Source organism: Bacteroidota bacterium (genome assembly GCA_041658205.1).
Lineage (GTDB): Bacteria > Bacteroidota > Ignavibacteria > UBA10030 > UBA8401 > UBA8401.
Map to the genome: position 1 here is coordinate 1,377,740 of JBBAAO010000001.1, position 18,734 is coordinate 1,396,473.

The 18,734-nt window shown below is 39.0% G+C and carries 15 protein-coding genes; 4 read left to right on the plus strand and 11 right to left on the minus strand.

The annotated features are described in order from the left end of the window. Positions 1 to 51 precede the first annotated feature (51 nt). The gene (locus tag WDA22_05640) at positions 52 to 1,368 is read left to right on the plus strand and encodes a hypothetical protein (protein MFA5832946.1); all 1,317 of its coding nucleotides are present in this window, start codon (positions 52 to 54) and stop codon (positions 1,366 to 1,368) included. Here WDA22_05640 and WDA22_05645 read toward each other — a convergent pair. From WDA22_05645 to WDA22_05690, 10 genes are all read right to left on the minus strand, one after another. After that, positions 1,281 to 2,030 (minus strand): NADH:ubiquinone oxidoreductase, encoded by a 750-nt coding sequence (locus tag WDA22_05645; GenBank protein ID MFA5832947.1) that lies wholly within the window; start codon positions 2,028 to 2,030, stop codon positions 1,281 to 1,283. The two genes, WDA22_05640 and WDA22_05645, sit on opposite strands and share 88 nt — an antisense overlap. Positions 2,031 to 2,042: 12 nt before the next feature. Then, positions 2,043 to 3,524, minus strand: a complete 1,482-nt coding sequence (locus WDA22_05650) for a hydrogenase (GenBank protein MFA5832948.1) — start codon at positions 3,522 to 3,524, stop codon at positions 2,043 to 2,045. Beyond that, the gene (locus WDA22_05655) at positions 3,521 to 4,969 is read right to left on the minus strand and encodes a proton-conducting transporter membrane subunit (protein MFA5832949.1); all 1,449 of its coding nucleotides are present in this window, start codon (positions 4,967 to 4,969) and stop codon (positions 3,521 to 3,523) included. The genes WDA22_05650 and WDA22_05655 overlap by 4 nt, the downstream gene beginning before the upstream one ends. After that, entirely contained in the window at positions 4,969 to 5,601 is a 633-nt protein-coding gene (locus tag WDA22_05660) for a hypothetical protein (protein MFA5832950.1), read from the minus strand. The genes WDA22_05655 and WDA22_05660 overlap by 1 nt, the downstream gene beginning before the upstream one ends. 12 nt (positions 5,602 to 5,613) lie before the next feature. Next, positions 5,614 to 6,543, minus strand: a complete 930-nt coding sequence (locus WDA22_05665) for an NADH-quinone oxidoreductase subunit H (protein MFA5832951.1) — start codon at positions 6,541 to 6,543, stop codon at positions 5,614 to 5,616. Continuing rightward, a complete protein-coding gene (locus WDA22_05670; protein MFA5832952.1) occupies positions 6,528 to 8,498 on the minus strand; it encodes a proton-conducting transporter membrane subunit in 1,971 nt (656 codons plus the stop codon). Before WDA22_05670 ends, WDA22_05665 begins: the two co-directional genes overlap by 16 nt. 53 nt (positions 8,499 to 8,551) lie before the next feature. Next, positions 8,552 to 10,450, minus strand: coding sequence for a proton-conducting transporter membrane subunit (locus WDA22_05675; protein ID MFA5832953.1), 1,899 nt, complete (start codon positions 10,448 to 10,450; stop codon positions 8,552 to 8,554). Between the two features lie 161 nt (positions 10,451 to 10,611). Then, positions 10,612 to 12,588 carry a proton-conducting transporter membrane subunit gene (locus WDA22_05680; protein ID MFA5832954.1) on the minus strand — a complete coding sequence of 659 codons (1,977 nt, stop codon included), beginning with the start codon at positions 12,586 to 12,588 and terminating at the stop codon, positions 10,612 to 10,614. After that, the gene (locus WDA22_05685; GenBank protein ID MFA5832955.1) at positions 12,585 to 13,253 is read right to left on the minus strand and encodes a PTS sugar transporter subunit IIA; all 669 of its coding nucleotides are present in this window, start codon (positions 13,251 to 13,253) and stop codon (positions 12,585 to 12,587) included. The genes WDA22_05680 and WDA22_05685 overlap by 4 nt, the downstream gene beginning before the upstream one ends. Further along, positions 13,237 to 13,644, minus strand: a complete 408-nt coding sequence (locus WDA22_05690; GenBank protein ID MFA5832956.1) for a MerR family transcriptional regulator — start codon at positions 13,642 to 13,644, stop codon at positions 13,237 to 13,239. Before WDA22_05690 ends, WDA22_05685 begins: the two co-directional genes overlap by 17 nt. 149 nt (positions 13,645 to 13,793) lie before the next feature. Here WDA22_05690 and WDA22_05695 point away from each other — a divergent pair, with 149 nt between their 5' ends. Together WDA22_05695 and WDA22_05700 are read left to right on the plus strand one after the other, a co-directional pair. Continuing rightward, positions 13,794 to 14,687: a DUF3667 domain-containing protein gene (locus WDA22_05695; GenBank protein ID MFA5832957.1), complete on the plus strand. Its 894-nt coding sequence runs from the start codon at positions 13,794 to 13,796 to the stop codon at positions 14,685 to 14,687. A 5-nt stretch (positions 14,688 to 14,692) separates the two neighbouring features. Further along, entirely contained in the window at positions 14,693 to 16,237 is a 1,545-nt protein-coding gene (locus WDA22_05700) for an acyl-CoA carboxylase subunit beta (GenBank protein MFA5832958.1), read from the plus strand. A 54-nt stretch (positions 16,238 to 16,291) separates the two neighbouring features. Here the strand turns inward: WDA22_05700 and WDA22_05705 are convergent, their stop codons facing one another. Then, positions 16,292 to 16,705 carry a hypothetical protein gene (locus WDA22_05705; protein MFA5832959.1) on the minus strand — a complete coding sequence of 138 codons (414 nt, stop codon included), beginning with the start codon at positions 16,703 to 16,705 and terminating at the stop codon, positions 16,292 to 16,294. 335 nt (positions 16,706 to 17,040) lie between these two features. Between WDA22_05705 and WDA22_05710 the strand changes: the two genes are divergently transcribed. Continuing rightward, complete coding sequence (locus WDA22_05710) at positions 17,041 to 18,726, plus strand: M14 family metallopeptidase (GenBank protein MFA5832960.1); 1,686 nt, start codon at positions 17,041 to 17,043, stop codon at positions 18,724 to 18,726. The last annotated feature ends 8 nt before the right edge of the window (positions 18,727 to 18,734 follow it).

The window sequence follows — 18,734 nt, forward strand, 5'->3', positions numbered from 1 at the left end:
ACTTCTGCTTGCATGAAACATTCATTGTCACGAAGGAGAATGGTTACCTGAATGAATAAACCGTACAGAAAATTTCTCTACGCAAATCTATTCATCATTGCGGTAACATACATTTCATTTTATCCTTCTCTTTCAAACGGGTGGACTACATGGGACGATACGATTTATGTAACGGATAATCCTGTTATCACCAAACTGTCGTACGAGAATGTAAAAACAGTCTTCACAACTGTGATAGAGGGTTCGTATGCTCCGTTAACGTTTATTTCGTATATGATCGATTACGCAATGGGTGAATTTGATCCTCATGTATATCATAGAACGAATCTTCTGTTCCACCTTATCAATTCATCTCTGGTGTTTTGGCTGGCATATCAGCTTTCCGGTGATATGATGGCAGCGTTAGTAGTCGGAGTATTGTTCGGGATTCATCCTATGCGTGTTGAATCAGTAGCGTGGATATCGGGACGGAAGGATGTGTTAGCAATGTTTTTCTTTCTTCTCTCGTCCATCAGTTATCTTTTCTATCTGAAGAATACAAAGTCAGTACTACTTATCTCCTCATTTATTATTTTTATTTTTGCACTATTATCGAAAATCATCGTTTTAACATTCCCAATTATCCTGTTATTGTATGATCTCACTAAAAAAAGAGAATATTCCTACAGAGTGATCATGGAAAAAATCCCATTTGCCATTGCAGGAGGGATATTTGCACTGGTGGGATATTTTGGACAAATCAGCATTCAAACGGTAGAAAAAACTCCCAAAGTCATGGAAAACATCATCATTTCATTGCATGGAGTGGTTTTTTATCTTGAAAAATATTTAACTCCGATTTATCTCTCCAATCTCTATCCGTATTCTGGTACAGTGACATTCAAATTTTATCTTTATGCTCTATTATTTTTCGTATTCTGTTTTTTGGTTTGGAGGTATAGAAAAAATGAAACAGTGATATTCTCATCCCTCTTTTTTTTCATTTCATTGCTTCCGGTGTTGCAATTCATCCGGTTTAGTCAAATATTTGCTGCCGATCGTTTCACTTATTTTGCATACATCGGACTATTCTACGGCACGGGAGTGTACATATCAAGTATAGTAAAGAAATGGAATACCAAAATAGTCTATAGCATTTTGACAGTAATAATCATTACGCTTTCCTGCTTGACGTGGGAACGATGCAGGGTGTGGAAAGATACGAATACCCTTTGGAAGGACATGCTTTCAAAATATCCGGATCCGATGAGTGAAAATAGTATCCATGACATCCAGGAGTATTATTTTCTATCCAGCCAATCTAACAATCCGGTAATAAAGGTGAGAGGATGGGGTGGACATCCCGGAATAAACAAATCAACGGGATGATCGTTGAAAAAATTTCTATCTAATTCCGGCGAATCTTTAAATATTCCTCCGGAAATACCGCAGGCACCGAATGCAATGATAATTTTAGGAAAAGGTATTGCATCATAACACATCATTGTTGCTTCTGCCATTGCTTTAGGTAATGGACCAGTAATAACGATTCCGTCAGCATGCCTTGGTGAAGCGACGAATTCTATTCCAAATCTCCCCATGTCAAAATTGACGTTACTGAGAGCGTTCAATTCCAATTCACATCCATTACATCCGCCCGCAGATATTTGACGAAGCTTTAATGATCTTCCGAAATAATCCCGTATTTTTTTTGACGCAATTTCCGGTGTGATTCGTTTCTGCGTGCCATCAACAATCAACTGCTCACGTGTGCTGCACGCCAGGTGATGTTCCGTGGTAAAATGAATAGCTTTTTCCGGACACTGTTGTTCGCATAAAGGACAAAATACGCACAATCCTAAGTCTATCTTTAAGGGATTAAGGAGAATCGCATTTGTCGGACACACGTTGCTGCATTCGGTACATCCGTCAGGACACTTATCTGGATGAAGTTCAGGCAACCCGCGAAAGAGTGGGGGTAATGAGACGTTATGAACGTCATGAACAATGGGATCACCCTGTAAAATTCGTAATTGAATACTTTCAATCATATACTATCCTTGTTATAAATCATGTCCACAATAAGAGAGATCAAAACTTTTGTTGCATAATGGAAAATCAGAAATTGCTTCATTTCGTAAAGCCAGACCTAATCCGTACCAATTATGGAAAGAGGGATCTTTAATTTTATATTTTGTCCATGCACCATGTTGATCGGTAAAGGCACAATGTGCAATTTCACCCCGCCATCCTTCTACCAGAGAAATAACGCCATGCTTTTTATCAACTTGTGCGGGTGTCGTGAAGATTGGACCGGAAGGAAGATCTTCAATTTGATCAAAGATAAACCGTAAGGATTCGTCAATTTCCAGAGAACGAATGCGAGCACGGGCAAACACATCGCCGGATGAAAGAGTTATTAAAGGAAGATGTGTGTAACGATATGCACCGTACGGAAATTGACTTCGTGTATCCATATCTATTCCGCTTGAACGTGCCGCAGGTCCCACCATACCGATTGATCGCGCCCATTCGCCGCTGACGGTCCCCGTATGATCAAGACGCGCTAGCACACTGTTAGCATCGAACATAATACTGTTAATGATTTGAATATCTTTACGAACAGTTCGTAAATTTTTTTGCAATTGATCCATCGCTTCGTTCGAAGGATCAAATCGTAGTCCGCCCGGTTTTATAAATCCTCTCCCAAATCGAGAACCGCACAACAAGGCGCTGCTGTTGATGACAAGAGTGCGCAATCTTCCATATGAAGCAGCGCCGATAGCATATCCAATATCATTGGCGATACCGCTGAGTCCGGAAAGATGCATGGCAATACGTTCGAGTTCTTCAGAGATAGAACGTAGCACTTGAGTGCGTAGACTTACAGTAGTGTGTGTTAATGCTTCCACAGCAAGAGTATATGCCATGGTATGACCGACAGTGGTATCACCAGAAATTGATTCACACAAAATACTTTGTTGATTTGCAGAGGCAGTCAGCATTAATTTTTCAATGCCGCGATGCTGATATCCGAGATTAATTTCAAGATGATAGACCAGTTCTCCATGACATTGAAAACGAAAATGTCCCGGTTCAATCACACCGGCGTGAATCGGACCGACGGCAACTTCATGGACTTCTTCACCTTCCATTCGATACATCGAATAAGGTTGATTATCCAACACAACGGTCTGTTTTCGAACTGGCCGCAGCCAAGGGTGACCAACGGGAACAATGTGATTTTGCTCTGCAAGTTCGCATTCAAAATAGTGTGTCTGATGATGTACTTCAGCAAAACTGCGGTATTTTTTATTCGAATCAGAAAAAACCGTTCCCAAAAGATGGAGTGACGAAGTGGAGGGATTATTCAGAACGGCGATCACCGTTGTTGAAGATTGTTTCGATTCAAGACTGAATAATCCGATCATTCGCGCATGGGTCAACAGTGCTTCTCGTACTGAGTCTTCAAATTCCTGAAGTGACACGATTGGAATACTACTTATGGGAAACGGTTTATGGTTTTGCACAATAAGTGAAATCATATGGTAATCCCGAAATCTTTTGAGATTTGAACAATAGTGATGTATAACTGCTGTGGCATGAATAGACCAAGAGCAATTAATACTATAAGCAGTACTAATGACGAAAAATGCATGATATCAAATTTCTCTGCTGGAATCGCTTTGTGATCTTTTGGGGCAGCTGTGTAGAGCATTTGAAATACCGTCTTACTCATTCCGACAAAAATAAAAAAAAGAAAAAATAATACTGCGGCCAGAAGAAACGGTTTTTCCATTAAACCTTGAAAGATCATTAATTCGCTGAAAAATATGCCGAAGGGGGGCATAGCAATAATGGCAAAGAAGCCGAAAAGGAAAAGCCAACCTGTCCATGGCATTGCATTTAATACATTCCACACCGATGTTACTTCACGAGACCGATATGCTCGATGAATGTTACCGGCATTAAAGAACAATACGACTTTCGTCATAGAATTAAATACCATGTGCAGCATCGATCCTGCAAAGGCGATACCGCCGGTTCCGATGCCAAGAGTGATAAGACCGAGATGCTCCACACTAGAATAGGCAAGCATTCTTTTATAATTCACAACTTTGAACATAAAGACGAATGCCACAAACAGTGAAAACATACCGCCAATAGTCAAAATTGTTCTTGCAAAATCCGCAGTCACTGTCGGCACCATAATTTGGTAAACGCGCATTAATCCGAGCAGTGCAGTTCCCCGTAAAGAACCAGACATTAATGCTGCGGCAGGACTTGGTGCATTGCTTGTAGCATCAATATCACCGGGATGCATTGGTGCAATACCTATCTTTGTACTGAGTCCGACAAAAACAAAAATAAAACTTGCCTTAAGCCAAATGGGATTGAGTGTTGTGGCAAATCGAGTGTAGGAAGAAATTAACAGCTGTTGTCCTTCAAGAACTGTTCCGCTTGCCGAAAGTGTCAGGAATAAAAATCCAATAAATGCAAAGGCAATACCAACGGAAACAAGAAAGAGATATTTCCACATTGCTTCCAGGGATTCTTCGTCGCGATAATAATAGATCAATGGAGCAACACTAAGCGTTGTCGTTTCAGACGCAACCCAAAATAATCCCAAATGATTACTGATAAGAGCGAGCGTGTTGGCAAACAAGTATAAATTCAACATCATAAAATACATCTGCTTGCTTTTTTCTTCGTTCACCAGTGCAGAGCGATTCAGGTAGGAATAGGAAACAAACACCACCCAAAAATAAATGTGTGAAAGCACCAATAAGAACAGTTTGCTTAATGCATCAAATCGGATAAATTCATTTTCCGTGGGAGAGTAAATACCCGAGAAGATGAGATACGATGTAACGAGATGCACAATAGCAATGGACAGGGATATACTATACTGTATTTTTCTGTTATGAAAAAAATAGTTCGCTACAATGCCGACAAACGGCAGTCCTGCTAAAAAAATAAGTTCCGTCATTAATCTTTTAACCTCCCAAGAACTGAGACATCTTGTTTTGCAAATGTAGAGCTGATTTTATTGATGGCAATTCCCATCAGAAACACAACAACAAACACGTCCAGCATTGCGCCGAGCTCGACTAACGTAGGCATTTCCGCAGCAACAGATGTCCCAAAAAGGAAAATTCCGTTTTCCAAAATAAGAAAACCGACGACGTGGACGATCAGTTTTTTTCTAAAAATAATAAGATAGATGCCTGTAATCATTGCTGAAAAAGCGGATGCAAACGGGATAGGTTCTATCGGCGTGAATCCTGAAAGCACGTGAGATGCCACAAAGATGACTGACATTGAAGCGACTGTTAACAATAAAAAATTAAACGGTTGAATGCTTGGTTCAACAATTCGTTTTACATCCAGATCAATGACAATTTTGTTAATAAACCGGGGAATAATAACGGCTTTCACCACAAACGACATGATCGGAATAAGGAGGATATGCACCGACAGATGGTCTATGAATGGAAACACCATTATTATCGAAAGCAAGACACCTTGCATGCGTAGGATAGACACGTATGTTTTAATACGTGATGTGATCACCAAATATAATAATGTGAGACAGAAGAGAATACTGAGAACATTTTCCATAATAATTCCGATCTATTGACGAACAAACGTATAAATGAGCAAATTTAAAATACCAATGGCAGTTGCAAATAATAGATATTGCGGAATGCTTTTCATTTTGAACCGCGCAATCATTGTCTCCACCCATGCAATGAGCGATGAAAGTAACACTAACACTATCAAGAATACAGAAAATCCTAGCCAATGATTCTGCATACTGAATGGATTAAAAAACGATGCTTCGTACACCGCATACACCATAATTTTGATGTAACTGGAATATTGATACAGGAAAAGATCAATTCCGGAATTATCAAGGATCATCACTTCGTGAATCATCGTTAATTCCAAATGTGTCGTCGGATCGTCAATCGGCATTCGAGAACATTCCGTCACCATTAGGAAAAATGCTGAAATCGAACTGACGATAATGAAGACAATGGAAGTCGGATTGTCCAAATGAATGGAATGGTAAATATCATAAATAGAAGTGTAACCGGTAATAAACGCCAAACTTCCTAAAGTAAAGAAGTAGATCGGTTCGGCAAAGACGGCGAATGTTGCTTCCCGTGCCGCACCCATTCCTTCGAAAGAACTTCCAATATCCATTGCTCCAAGAATCTGAAAAAACCGCGCCAGACCTAACAAATATGCAAAGACGATGATATCTCCGTTGAAGCTTAACAACGGACGGACGTAGCCTATCGGCAGCATGAGACTGGAAATTAAAATCGCGGAAAACGAAACGACCGGTGCTAGGCGGCTAATAAAAGATGCAGTAGTTGCATAGATCGTTTCTTTCCGACTGAGTCGGAGCAGATCAAAATACGGCTGGTACACTGGTGCGCCGATTCTTCCGGTGAGTAACGCTTTTTGCTTGTTGATTAATCCAACAAGCAATGGCGATATTCCGACAATAAACAAGAAGGGGAAGAGTCCCTGGAAATTTAAAAGTATGTCCATACGATTGCTATCCCGCCGTACAGCAGTACGACCATAAGCATAAATAAAATATAAAAACGAATATCGGTGTGACTTAAAAATTCCACCGAACTGATTTTCTTAAGAATATAGGCATAGAACGGCTTTACGAACTGTACATCTGAAAAATCTTCTGCATGAGAATGAAAACGCGATGCCGCCGGAAATATGGTAGTAGGCAACGTAACATGCTTTTCTCGATGGAGTAACGTTGATGCAATATTATTTATTTCATCGGCATAGGATGAAGCAGTATACTGCATTCTCGGAATTTGATTTGGATATCCGCACGCCCAGGCAGGAGAGATGCGAAATTTTGTACTGGTTTTTTTCCAGACGAACACAGCCGCAATGGTAAATAATACACTGGCAAATACCAATGTCATCACATCCCACTGAGCGAACATTGCATACGGTTGAATAAGAATTCCCCAACGGTTATAGGAGATGACAGAAGAAATTATTCCCAAAATTGATTGAGGATACACACCGAATACAATGCATACACCAGCCAACATACCTAATGCAACGTAATCTGACACAGAAACGAAAAAGGTATGATCTCCTTTTCGTGTCGTTCCCAAGAACATGACACTGTTAATTTTTGTAAAACAAGCCAATGCCAATCCGCCGACAAAAGCCAGTCCAACCGACATCAACAGCATCAAGAGAGGGAAATAATTTCCAAGTGCAGATGCCGATTCAAAAAATCCTTTATAAATCAGAAATTCGGACATGAACCCATTCAGCGGAGGAATTCCACTGATGGCAATGGAACCAATCAGGAAAAGAGCAACAAACAATGGTGCCTTATGAACTATGCCACCCAGTTTTTCAATATCCCGTGTGTGAAAGTTGTGATAGATAATTCCGGATCCGATGAATAAGAGACTTTTGAAGATGGCGTGATTAAAGGTATGGAATAACGCTCCTCCAAAACCTAACCATATTAGCGATTGAATAGAAAAAGAAATACCAAGCATTCCCAGGCCGATACCAATACCAATGATGCCGATGTTCTCGATAGAATGATACGCCAATAATTTTTTTATGTCGTGTTGAACAAGTGCGTACCAGACACCAAAAATCGCACTGAAGAGACTGATAACCAGCATCACGATTCCCATCCATGCGGGAAGCGGGGAACAAAATTCTATCATGCGAAAGATTCCGTAAATACCTGTCTTAATCAAAATACTTGAGAAAAATGCACTCAACACTGTCGGAGCTATAGGATGTGCCCACGGCAACCAGAAATGAAACGGCATAAACCCCGCTTTTATCGCAAAACCTATAAAGCCAAAAAAACAGGCAACATAAAAGAGCAATCCGTTATCGGAAGTAAAATGAAAATCACTGAACAACCAACTTTCTGCGTGTTGATGGAGAATGAAGAAAAAAATATACAAGGAAAAAGTTGCGGCATGCGTTGTAACAAAATAGATAAAGCTCCCTTTTTGAACATTAATCTCTTCTTTATTCAACAACATTCCAAGATATGCCATCAGTGTCATCAATTCCCAAAAAATGAGAAAGGCGATTGCATGATTAGCCAAGACTAATAACTGTGTAGATAGCAGCAATAACGAAAAGAAGATAAGGAATGCTCTTACAGAAATATTCTTGAAAAGAAAAGGTTGAAGATAAGTATATGTTGATATCACTGTAGGTATTGCGACTGTTGTGATTACAAGTAAAAAAAAGAGAGCAAGGCCATCGACACGGAAAAATGAATCCACATTGGGTAGTATCGTAAAAAGAGGGAAGATTGTTGGCAGTGCAGAAATTTGAATAAGAGAAAAACTGAGATTAAACAATAATCCCACTACCAATAAAACGACGACGAGCAATAAAGCCCGTTTTAATGGCCGCACAATCATCGCTATCATCGGAGCCGCAATAAACAGACTGCATCCTATAAAAAATAGAATATCCACAGTTTCTATAGTTCTTTCGATGGTGATTATAAAAACATATTTCTCAGATTGAATTAAATAAATATTGCAAGCAGTAAATAAAACAATAATACAGCAATGGAAAAGGAAATATACACTTGAACATTTCCGGATTGAATCCACTTAAAACGATCGGTCGTCCATAATAAAGCCGCAAAGACCGGAGTAAGAATGTTTGAAAGAACAAAATCCCTGACATTTGTTTTGAAAACACTTTGTCGAGGAAACATCGTTAAGGGTAAGCGCGTTTCTTTCTTAACATCTAATATTTTGTGTGCGATACTTACCATCTCATCGGAATACGATGTCCCGGAATATTGCATACGGGGAGTTTGTAATGCATATCCGCAACCCCAAGCCGGAGATGTACGATACTGTTTGTTTAATGTTTTCCAAACGATAATAAATCCGATGGTAAGGAGAACACTAAGAAATACGTTGGACAATACACTCCATTGCGCAAACATGGTATAGGGTTGTATGGCAACTCCCCAATGGTTAAAAGTAATTACCGAAGAAATGATTCCGAGAATTATCTGTGGATAAACACCAAAGAGTATGCAAATCGATGCAAGAAATCCTAATGCAAAATAATCTGTCTTCTTTACAATAAATGTGCGATGGTCTGTGCGAATTGATCCCAAAAACATTACTCCATTAATTTTTGTAAAACCGGCTAATGCCAATCCGCCAACAAACGCCAGGCCAACAGACATCAGCAGCATAAAGAGAGGGAAATATTTCCCAAGAATTGATGCCGATTCAAAAAATCCCTTATAAATCAGAAACTCGGACATAAAACCATTGAGGGGTGGAATACCGCTGATTGCGACTGACCCGATAAGGAAGAGCGCAACAAACCACGGTGCACGGTGAACAATTCCTCCCATATCATCAATATTTCGCGAATGGAAATTCTGATAGATCACCCCTGAACCGAGAAACAACAAACTTTTGAAGATGGCGTGATTAAACGTATGGAAGAGCGCTCCACCGAAACCAAGCCAGACTAATGATTGAATGGAATATGCAACGCCAAGTACACCAAGCCCAATGCCGATGCCGATGATGCCAATATTTTCTATAGATGAATAGGCGAGCATGCGCTTAATATCTTTTTGCGCTATGGCATTCCAAATGCCGAAGACGGCACTAAAAATGCTAAAAGCTAATATCACTATTCCCATCCATGCCGGCAAAGGAGAACAAAATTCTATAAGTCGAAAAATTCCATAGATTCCGGTTTTAAGGATAACACCGGAAAGGAATGCACTCAACATAGTTGGTGCAATAGGATGTGCCATTGGTAACCAGAAATGCAGCGGCATAAATCCTGCTTTAATACTAAATCCTAAAAAACCAAAAAAACAAATCGCATAGAAAAGTAATCCGGAATTAATCGACACATGAAAATCACTAAACAACCAACTGCCAGATTGTGTATGAAGCATAAAGAAAAAAATATACAAGAAGAATGTTGCAATATGAGTTGTGACAAAGTAAATAATGCTTCCTTTTTGCACTTCCTCTTTCTCTTTATCCAATAGCATTCCAAGATATGCCATCAGTGTCATCAATTCCCAAAAAATGAGAAAGAGAACAGCATGATTAGAGAGAATCAATAATTGTGTCGAAAGAAAAAGAAGAGAAAACGAGACAAGAAATGCTCGAACAGATGCTTGCTTATGAAAATAATATTGCAGGTAAGAATGAGCGGCAATCACTGATGGTATTGCTGCAGTTGTAATCACCAGAAGAAAGAATAGAGCAAGTCCATCGGCATGAAAAGCAGATTGTTCGTTTGAGAACATGGAAAATATTGGTGTAACACTTGGTAATAACAAAATTGCCGATAATGAAAAACTGAGATTAAGGGATAATCCTACAACGACAATCAGGACATAAAAGGTCAAAGCCCTTTGTATTGGACGCACAAATACTGCAATGAGTGCACCAATAATTAGGAGACAACAGCCTATAAGGAACAGAACATCCACAAGTATACCTTACAAGTTGAAAAAATAATGCTTAAATCGTACATGTGAAAATATTTTTGAAAATAAATATTGTCACTTGATTTTGAAAGTATCCGAAACTAAAAACGAAACGCTAAATATAAATAAAACACCAACACAACAATGGAAAAGGCAACATACACTTGAATTTGACTCGATTGAAGCCATTTAAACTGATCTGTAAACCAATCAAACCTTTTATTCAATGGGATAATAATTTTGAAGAGAACAAAATCTTTTACGTCTGTATGGAAGAAACTTTCTTCTGGAAAAGTCCTCACTGGTATTACGAATTCTTTTTCTGCTGTCAACGCTTTGCCGGCAATGTTGACGATTGTATCAGAAAATGAAGTGCCGGAATATTGCATTCGATCTGTTTGTAATGCATATCCGCATCCCCACGGAACTGACATCCGAGTCGAAAATTGTCCGATCCGTTTATTCTTGAGAAATAAAATCACCATGATCACCACAAAAATTGCAAGAGCAATAATACCGACGCTCTGTATTGTTTCAATCGATGATCGTAAAATCATTGACGGTGCCGCTGGGAATAATTCTTTAAACACTATCGCTGATGCGGATACAATTATTTGTGGAAAAAGCCCGAGTACGATAATACACAGTGTGAGGAAATACAATGAAAACGCTTCGTAGTGTGAAATATCAATTGGCTGTTGAATGGTTGTTTTCGATTTACCGAGAAACACCATTGAAAAGACTTTTGAAAATCCTAAAACAGCCAAACCGCCGACAAATGCTAATGTCACTGCAGCAATCAGCATAAAGAATGGGAAATATCCGTGCAAAGAATGTGATGCTTCAAAAAAACTGCTGAAGATTAAAAATTCTGATGCAAACCCATTAAATGGCGGCAATCCTGAAATTGCGATCGATCCAATGAGCACAATGCATCCGAAGAGCGGGGCAGACTTCATCATTCCCCCCATCTGTTCGAGATTACGATGTTGAAAATGATGTTGAATTGTTCCTGAACTCAAAAACAACAGAGACTTAAATACAAAATGATTTACTGTTTGGAAAAGTACGCCGGCTAATCCAAGAAACGTCACAAGCGGTTTTTGATATTCTATTCCAAAAATCATAATCGCAAGGGCCATTCCAATAATACCGATATTTTCAACGGATGAATACGCAAGCATTCGCTTCAGATCCTTTTGAGTCAAAGCGTTCCATATGCCGATAACAGCAGTTCCGCCGGAAATGGCAAACAATGCGGACGGGAGAAAATAATCTGTCGGTTGAATCCAAATAATGACTCGAATCAAGCCGTATATACCCGTTTTTGGCATCACAGCAGATAGCACTGCAGAAATATGGCCGGGAGCAACAGGATACGCTTCGGGTTTCCAAAAATGCAGCGGCATGAATCCTGCTTTCATTCCAAAACCGATAAATCCCAACCAAAATATTGAGGAGATGACAGAAGGAAGAAACGAATGTTGTGCAAAAATTGAAAATTCCCAGCTGCCTGTTTGTTGATGCAACAACAAAAACATGAGATAGAGAAATAGTGTTCCGATGTGTGTGGCAATAAAAAAAGTAAGACTCCCTTTTTGGACATCCTTACGCTCACGTTCTAAGAGAATTCCCAAATATCCCGATAATGCCATCATTTCCCAAGCGATGAGAAATAAAAACGCATGATCTGCCACGATCAGTATTTGCATAGAAAAAAATAATAATACTGTGGCAGTAATAGTCGGTTTCAACGAACGATGTTTTTCTTCACGGGAAAGATATCCAATGCCCGAAATCGAAGTGACAATACCTCCGATAAGAATGATGCAGAGAAAGAAGAGAGAAAGTTTATCGAAATGAAATGAAACTGCTCCGAGACTTGAATGGGTGAAGAGATTCACATATAACGTTGGTGAATACATAAATGCATGCATTGCAAAAAGCAATCCGCTCAGCATTGCAGCAGCGATCAATCCATGTCCTATGCGATTAAGGAAAAATGGGTTTCGCCCGATAGCAAGGAAGACGAGAGCCAGACACAATAAAAAACCATCAAGAATAAAGAGTACGATCATCGCTTTCGTTGTTCCTCAATCTTTTCAATGAGAGACATTAATTCGCGATACGGAAGCCGCACTTCCAAAGCTTGTTGAATTTCTTTTTGTGAAAGAAGGTAGCTGATATGAGCAAGCAAGCTTAAATGCTGTTTAATCGTCTGAGAAATGAGAAGAATCAATGTATGAACCGGTTTCCCATCCAAAGAATTAAGTTTAAGTGGCCGAGACGGGAAGAAAAAATGAATCAATGGTTTATCCCGTCCCACCACCAATGGTATTCTTGGATGTGGCAGACTGATTCCGTTCCCGATCGCTGTGGACATCATCTGTTCACGGCTTTTCAATAATTGAACGACAACATCCTTATCCACCGATGCATCAAACAAGGCAAGGTTTGTCATTTGTTCAATGTACAGTTCTTCCGTGAAATTACATTGATAGAAAATAGATTGCTCATCAAGCAATGGAAGCAGGCTTTTAATCTGGTATTCTACAAAATGTGAACTGCCGGAGATATTCAATGGAATGTTTCTGCCTAACGCCCATTCGATGACTTTGTCTTTATTGAAGACGACCCGATCCTGAATAATTTGGTGTGGTATTTCCTTTGTCTTAACTAACTTTTGGATTTCTTTTTCAGACATCACCAAAAATTCAGCAACATCTTTAATTTTTAGATCCACCGTTTTTTTGACCTTTCACATCTAATTGAGACATTCGTTGCTGCGTTAATTGTATTTGGTCCAACATTTCTAGTTTTGCTTTTTGAAGCATTTTGATTTTTGAGTTTATTTCGTTCAAATGGGTTTGTAAATAGGAAAGGGTCTTTTCTTTCGCTTCCAACGGTTTATGTTGTGCAAAATAAAGACCAATCACTTCTTTTATTTCATCCAACGAAAGGCCAACGTGTTTAAGATTTCGGATTCGAACAAGGATGGCAAGAGCATTATCATCGTAATATCGATATCCGGTGGTGCTTACCGAGGAGGGCGTGATGAGTCCAAGCTGCTCATAATAACGAAGCGTTCGTGGCGTAACGCCAACCTGTTCAGCAATTTTACCAATTTTATACACTTCCAACCTTAACGTTTACGGTAGAGTTAAGATAGACAGTTTTTTGGCGAAATTCAATCATTCTCAAACGGTATACCGATGTCCATTTTTTTTTTGATCCACAGTGCAACTGTGGTCAATTCCTTATAAATTGTTCAGCATTGAATCCTATGACAGAAGAAAAACGATATTGCCAAAATTGTAATGCAGAATTATACGGAGACTTTTGTTCTTCATGCGGACAGCGAGATAAAGAACTCCACCTTCCTGTAAAGGAACTGGCATCCGAATTTATTGATGTCATTCCATCGTTTGATAAACGATTAATTCGGACCATCAAACCGTTTTTATTCAAACCGGAGATGCTTACAGAAGAATATCTATCCGGGAAAAGAAAACAATATCTCTCTCCGTTTAAATTCTATTTTTTTATTAGCTTTCTCTTTTTCTTTATCAATTCATGGTATGTATCAGAATCAAAATCCAATCTGAGAAAGAATTTTTCTCAGTCAGATTCTTTGAAATCGATTATCAATGGAGATTCAACAAACATATCTATTCGGAGTAACAATTCAGATGTAAGTTTCACTATTAAGGATACTGCAAAGATCCAAAAATTGTTTGGTAAAAATTTTATTGAAGGATTCAAGTCGGGGAAAAATAATCCTCAAATGTTTTTTGATAAAATCAAAGAACATCTCCCTAAGATTATTTTTCTCTTGTTGCCTGTCTTTGCAATATTGTTAAAATTGGTCTACATACGTTCGCATATCCTCTATATTAAGCATCTCATATTCTCGTTTTATTTCCATTCATTCGTCTTTTTTATTTTGTTACTTGACACTTTTGGCGAGATGATATTGCCGCATAAATACCAAATTTATAGTAATATCATTATGCTATTGATTCCTTTATATTTGTATAGTGGACTTAAAGGTGTCTATAAGCAATCACGTTGGAAAACAGTGATAAAGTTTTTGTTGCTCTTAATAAGTCATTCGGTTGTCTTTATACTAACTCTCAGTCTATTTGTCGTTGCAACAATTCTGTTATTCTTTACCTAATACTTATGAAAAATAAAATTGATCTACTGAAACAAAAAAAAGAAGAAGCGCTCCTTGGCGGAGGAGTAGCGCGTATTGCCGATCAGCATAAAAAAGGAAAATTAACTGCCCGAGAACGGATAGACTTATTGATTGATGAAGGTACTTTTGAAGAGATTGGAATGCTGGTGACGCATCGTTCTACTGCCTTTGGACTTGAGAAACAAAAATTTCTTGGCGATGGTGTAGTCACTGGCCATGGAAAAATTAATGGACGAGAAGTATTTGTCTATAGCCAGGACTTCACTGTATTCGGTGGTTCACTCTCCGAGGCACACGCGGAAAAAATTTGTAAAATTATGGATATGGCTATGAAAGTAGGCATTCCTGTCATCGGATTAAATGATTCAGGAGGCGCCAGAATACAAGAGGGGGTCGTTTCTCTTGGAGGATATGCTGATATATTTTTAAGAAACACTCTTGCATCGGGAGTCATTCCGCAAATCTCCGCAATTATGGGACCGTGTGCTGGAGGAGCGGTCTATTCTCCGGCAATAACGGACTTTGTCCTTATGGTGAAAAACACCAGTTATATGTTTGTAACCGGTCCTAATGTTGTAAAAACTGTTACACATGAAGAAGTAACAAGCGAGGATCTTGGAGGCGCAATGACGCATGCATCGAAAAGCGGCGTAGCGCATTTTGCCTGTGAAAGTGAGATTGAATGTATCGATCACATCAAACAATTATTATCCTTCCTGCCGCAAAATAATATGGATGATGTACCCCGCGCGAAATGCACGGATCCAAGTGATAGAAAAGATTTAAAATTAAATTCAATCATCCCGGATCTTTCCACAAAACCGTACGATATTAAAGAAGTGATTCATTCTGTAATCGATGATGGCAATTTTTTGGAGGTGCATCAGGAATATGCACAAAATATTGTCGTTGGATTTGCACGGATGAACGGAATGTCGGTCGGAATCGTTGCAAATCAACCTGCTGTTCTTGCTGGCGTATTGGATATTGAAGCATCAATTAAAGCTGCGCGTTTTATTCGATTCTGCGACGCATTTAATATCCCTTTGATTACGTTTGAAGATGTACCGGGATTTTTACCAGGAACAGATCAGGAATGGCACGGCATTATTAAACACGGAGCAAAATTATTGTACGCCTATTGTGAAGCGACTGTTCCGAAAATTACCGTTATCACTCGTAAAGCATACGGCGGTGCGTATGATGTTATGAATTCCAAACATATCCGTGGAGACATTAACTTTGCTTGGCCGACTGCGGAAATAGCTGTAATGGGACCGAAAGGGGCAGTGGAAATTATTTTTAAGAAGGAGATTGATAAAGCAGAAGACAAAGAAGTTGCTCTCACCCAAAAAATTCAAGAATACACAGATAAATTTGCAAATCCGTACAGCGCAGCCGAACGGGGATATATTGATGATGTGATTCTTCCAGATGAAACTCGTCCCCGAATTATTCGCGCGTTAGAAATGCTTGAGACAAAAGCGGATAAAAATCCGAAGAAAAAACATGGAAATATTCCGTTATAAGAGAGCGGGTAACGCTGACCGTCATTTTAAAGGTAACGGTCAGCTATTTTTACTTCATGCCGTTGTTGTTTCTGCTTTCTTCCCAAAAATCAACGCAAGAATAATTCCGTAAATCACATATCCAATTACTCCATAGATGAACCATTGCATTGCCATTGCGTAGGGAATTGCAATCATTGCATACGTACCGTACGCCATTCCAATGCTCATCCAAATTCCAATGTATAATCCATAACGTGCTCCCTCCGCAATTCCTTTTCCTTCAAACCCTTTAGAGAAAATGAATGAAAAGAAAAATGCACTAACAAGAGAAATAACTGAATAGATCCACATCTTGGATTGCATATCCGGGCGCCAGAGAGAAGCGGTAGCTTTATATGCTTCACTTAAAAGGATACCATGAACGATGAAATCAAAAGCGGACATGGCGATGAAGACAGCAACAGTACCGATGAGAATTTTTTTCATACGTACCTCCCTACATTAGTGATAAATAGCGGATTATTGATCCGTGTGTTATTAAGGACACGCTAAAGTAATCCTCTTAATCGACAACTGCAATACGTTAAACATTCTTGAGTATTTAGTCTAAATGCTCTTTATTTATTACGAACCATACAGATAGAGCTTTATGTACTTCGGTGTTTTGTAAATTATTTTACAATTATCACTTGAAATCACACTATCATTTTCCTAAATACATTGGTACTTGTTTACGGAGGACCGATCTCAAGACCTATCCTATTGTCCTATTGTCCTATTGTGTGGATTAGAATCTACACTAACAAAACTAAAGGAGTTCAATGAAAAAAATCATTCTTGTCACCTTTGTTCTTTTCAGTATTAGTGCAGCACAATCACCTTCTCAATATCACAACTCTGCTGATCTCACAAAAATTCTCAAACAAATCGTTTCGCAAAATTCACCTCTTGTAAAAATGGAATCCATTGTTAAAACGATGAAAGGAAATGATCTTTGGGTTGTCTCAATTGGAAAAGGGGAAACGCAAAATCACAAAGCAATACTTGTGGTTGGCGGAATGGAAGCGACATCGTTAGTTGGCTCAGAACACGCATTGCGATTTATTGAACATCTTGTGCAAGCATACGGAAAAGTTGATAGCGTTACAAAATTATTAGAGAATACGACTGTCTATATAATCCCTCGAGCAAATGTTGATGCAAGCGAATCATTTTTTACAAAACCTATTGTTGAACGCGAAATAAATTACAATCCATACGATGATGACCGCGATGCTGCCATTGATGAAGACGATGCGGAAGATTTAAACAACGATGGGATAATTTCCTGGCTGCGAATTAAAGATCCGCATGGCGATTGGATAGTGAATCCCGATGACTCACGATTAATGAAAAAAGCAGATCCAGGCAAAGGTGAAAAAGGAATGTATCGCTTGTTGACTGAAGGCATTGACAATGATAAGGATGAAGAATGGAATGAAGACCAAATAGGAGGAACTGACTTTAATCGCAACTTTACTTATAACTATCAATTTTTTGGAAAGAACAGCGGCGTCCACCAAATATCCGAAAATGAAACAAAAGCTATTATCGATTTTGTTTTTGAGCATCCTAATATTGGATTAGTCTTTACTTTCTCATCGAATGATAACCTGACGACCCCTTGGAAGAGTGAACCATCTAAAAGTGAATCGCCAGTGATCTCATCCGTCACCAAGGAAGATGAAGATTATTTTGGACTCATCAGTAAACGGTTTGGAGAAATAACAAAGTTGAAAGATGCTCCAAAACCGGTAAAAGGAGAAGGATCATTTAGTGAATGGGCATATTATCATGCAGGACGATGGTCGTTTGCTGTACGTCCTTGGTGGCCGGGAGAAGTTTCACAAATGAAAGATACAACTACCGCAAAGGATTCAACCAAAAAATCATCGGAATCAAAAAAGGAGGATAAGGAAAAATCAGACGACCCGAATGTAAAAACATTAAAATGGTACGATGCTGTTGGAATAAAAAATATTTCTGTGCAATGGACGAAATTCAATCACCCTGATTTCCCGAATAAGGAAGCAGAGATCGGCGGCGTGAAACCATTTGTTTTGACAAATCCTCCTGCTGAAAGCCTGGATTCGTATTCTAGATCATACTCCAACTTCCTTACATTTCTCGCTGCACAACTTCCGGCAATATCATTGACCAATCAAGTAATTAAAAAAATCAACGACAATGTATATCGAGTTTCCGTTGATGTTGTGAATAATGGATATTTGCCGACGAACAGTGGAATGGGAATAAAAACCCGTTGGGTCCGCAACGTTTGTGTGATTATAGACGCTGGAAAAGGAAATTCAATATCGAGCGGCAAAGCGAAACAAACTCTTGAACCAATCAAAGGAAGCGGTGGATACAAGACGCTTTCTTGGATTGTGGTGGGTAAAGGATCAGTCGTAGTAACAGCTGAAAGCCCTGTTGCAGGAAATGCAGAGTTAAAAATTGAATTGAAATAAATTTAAAA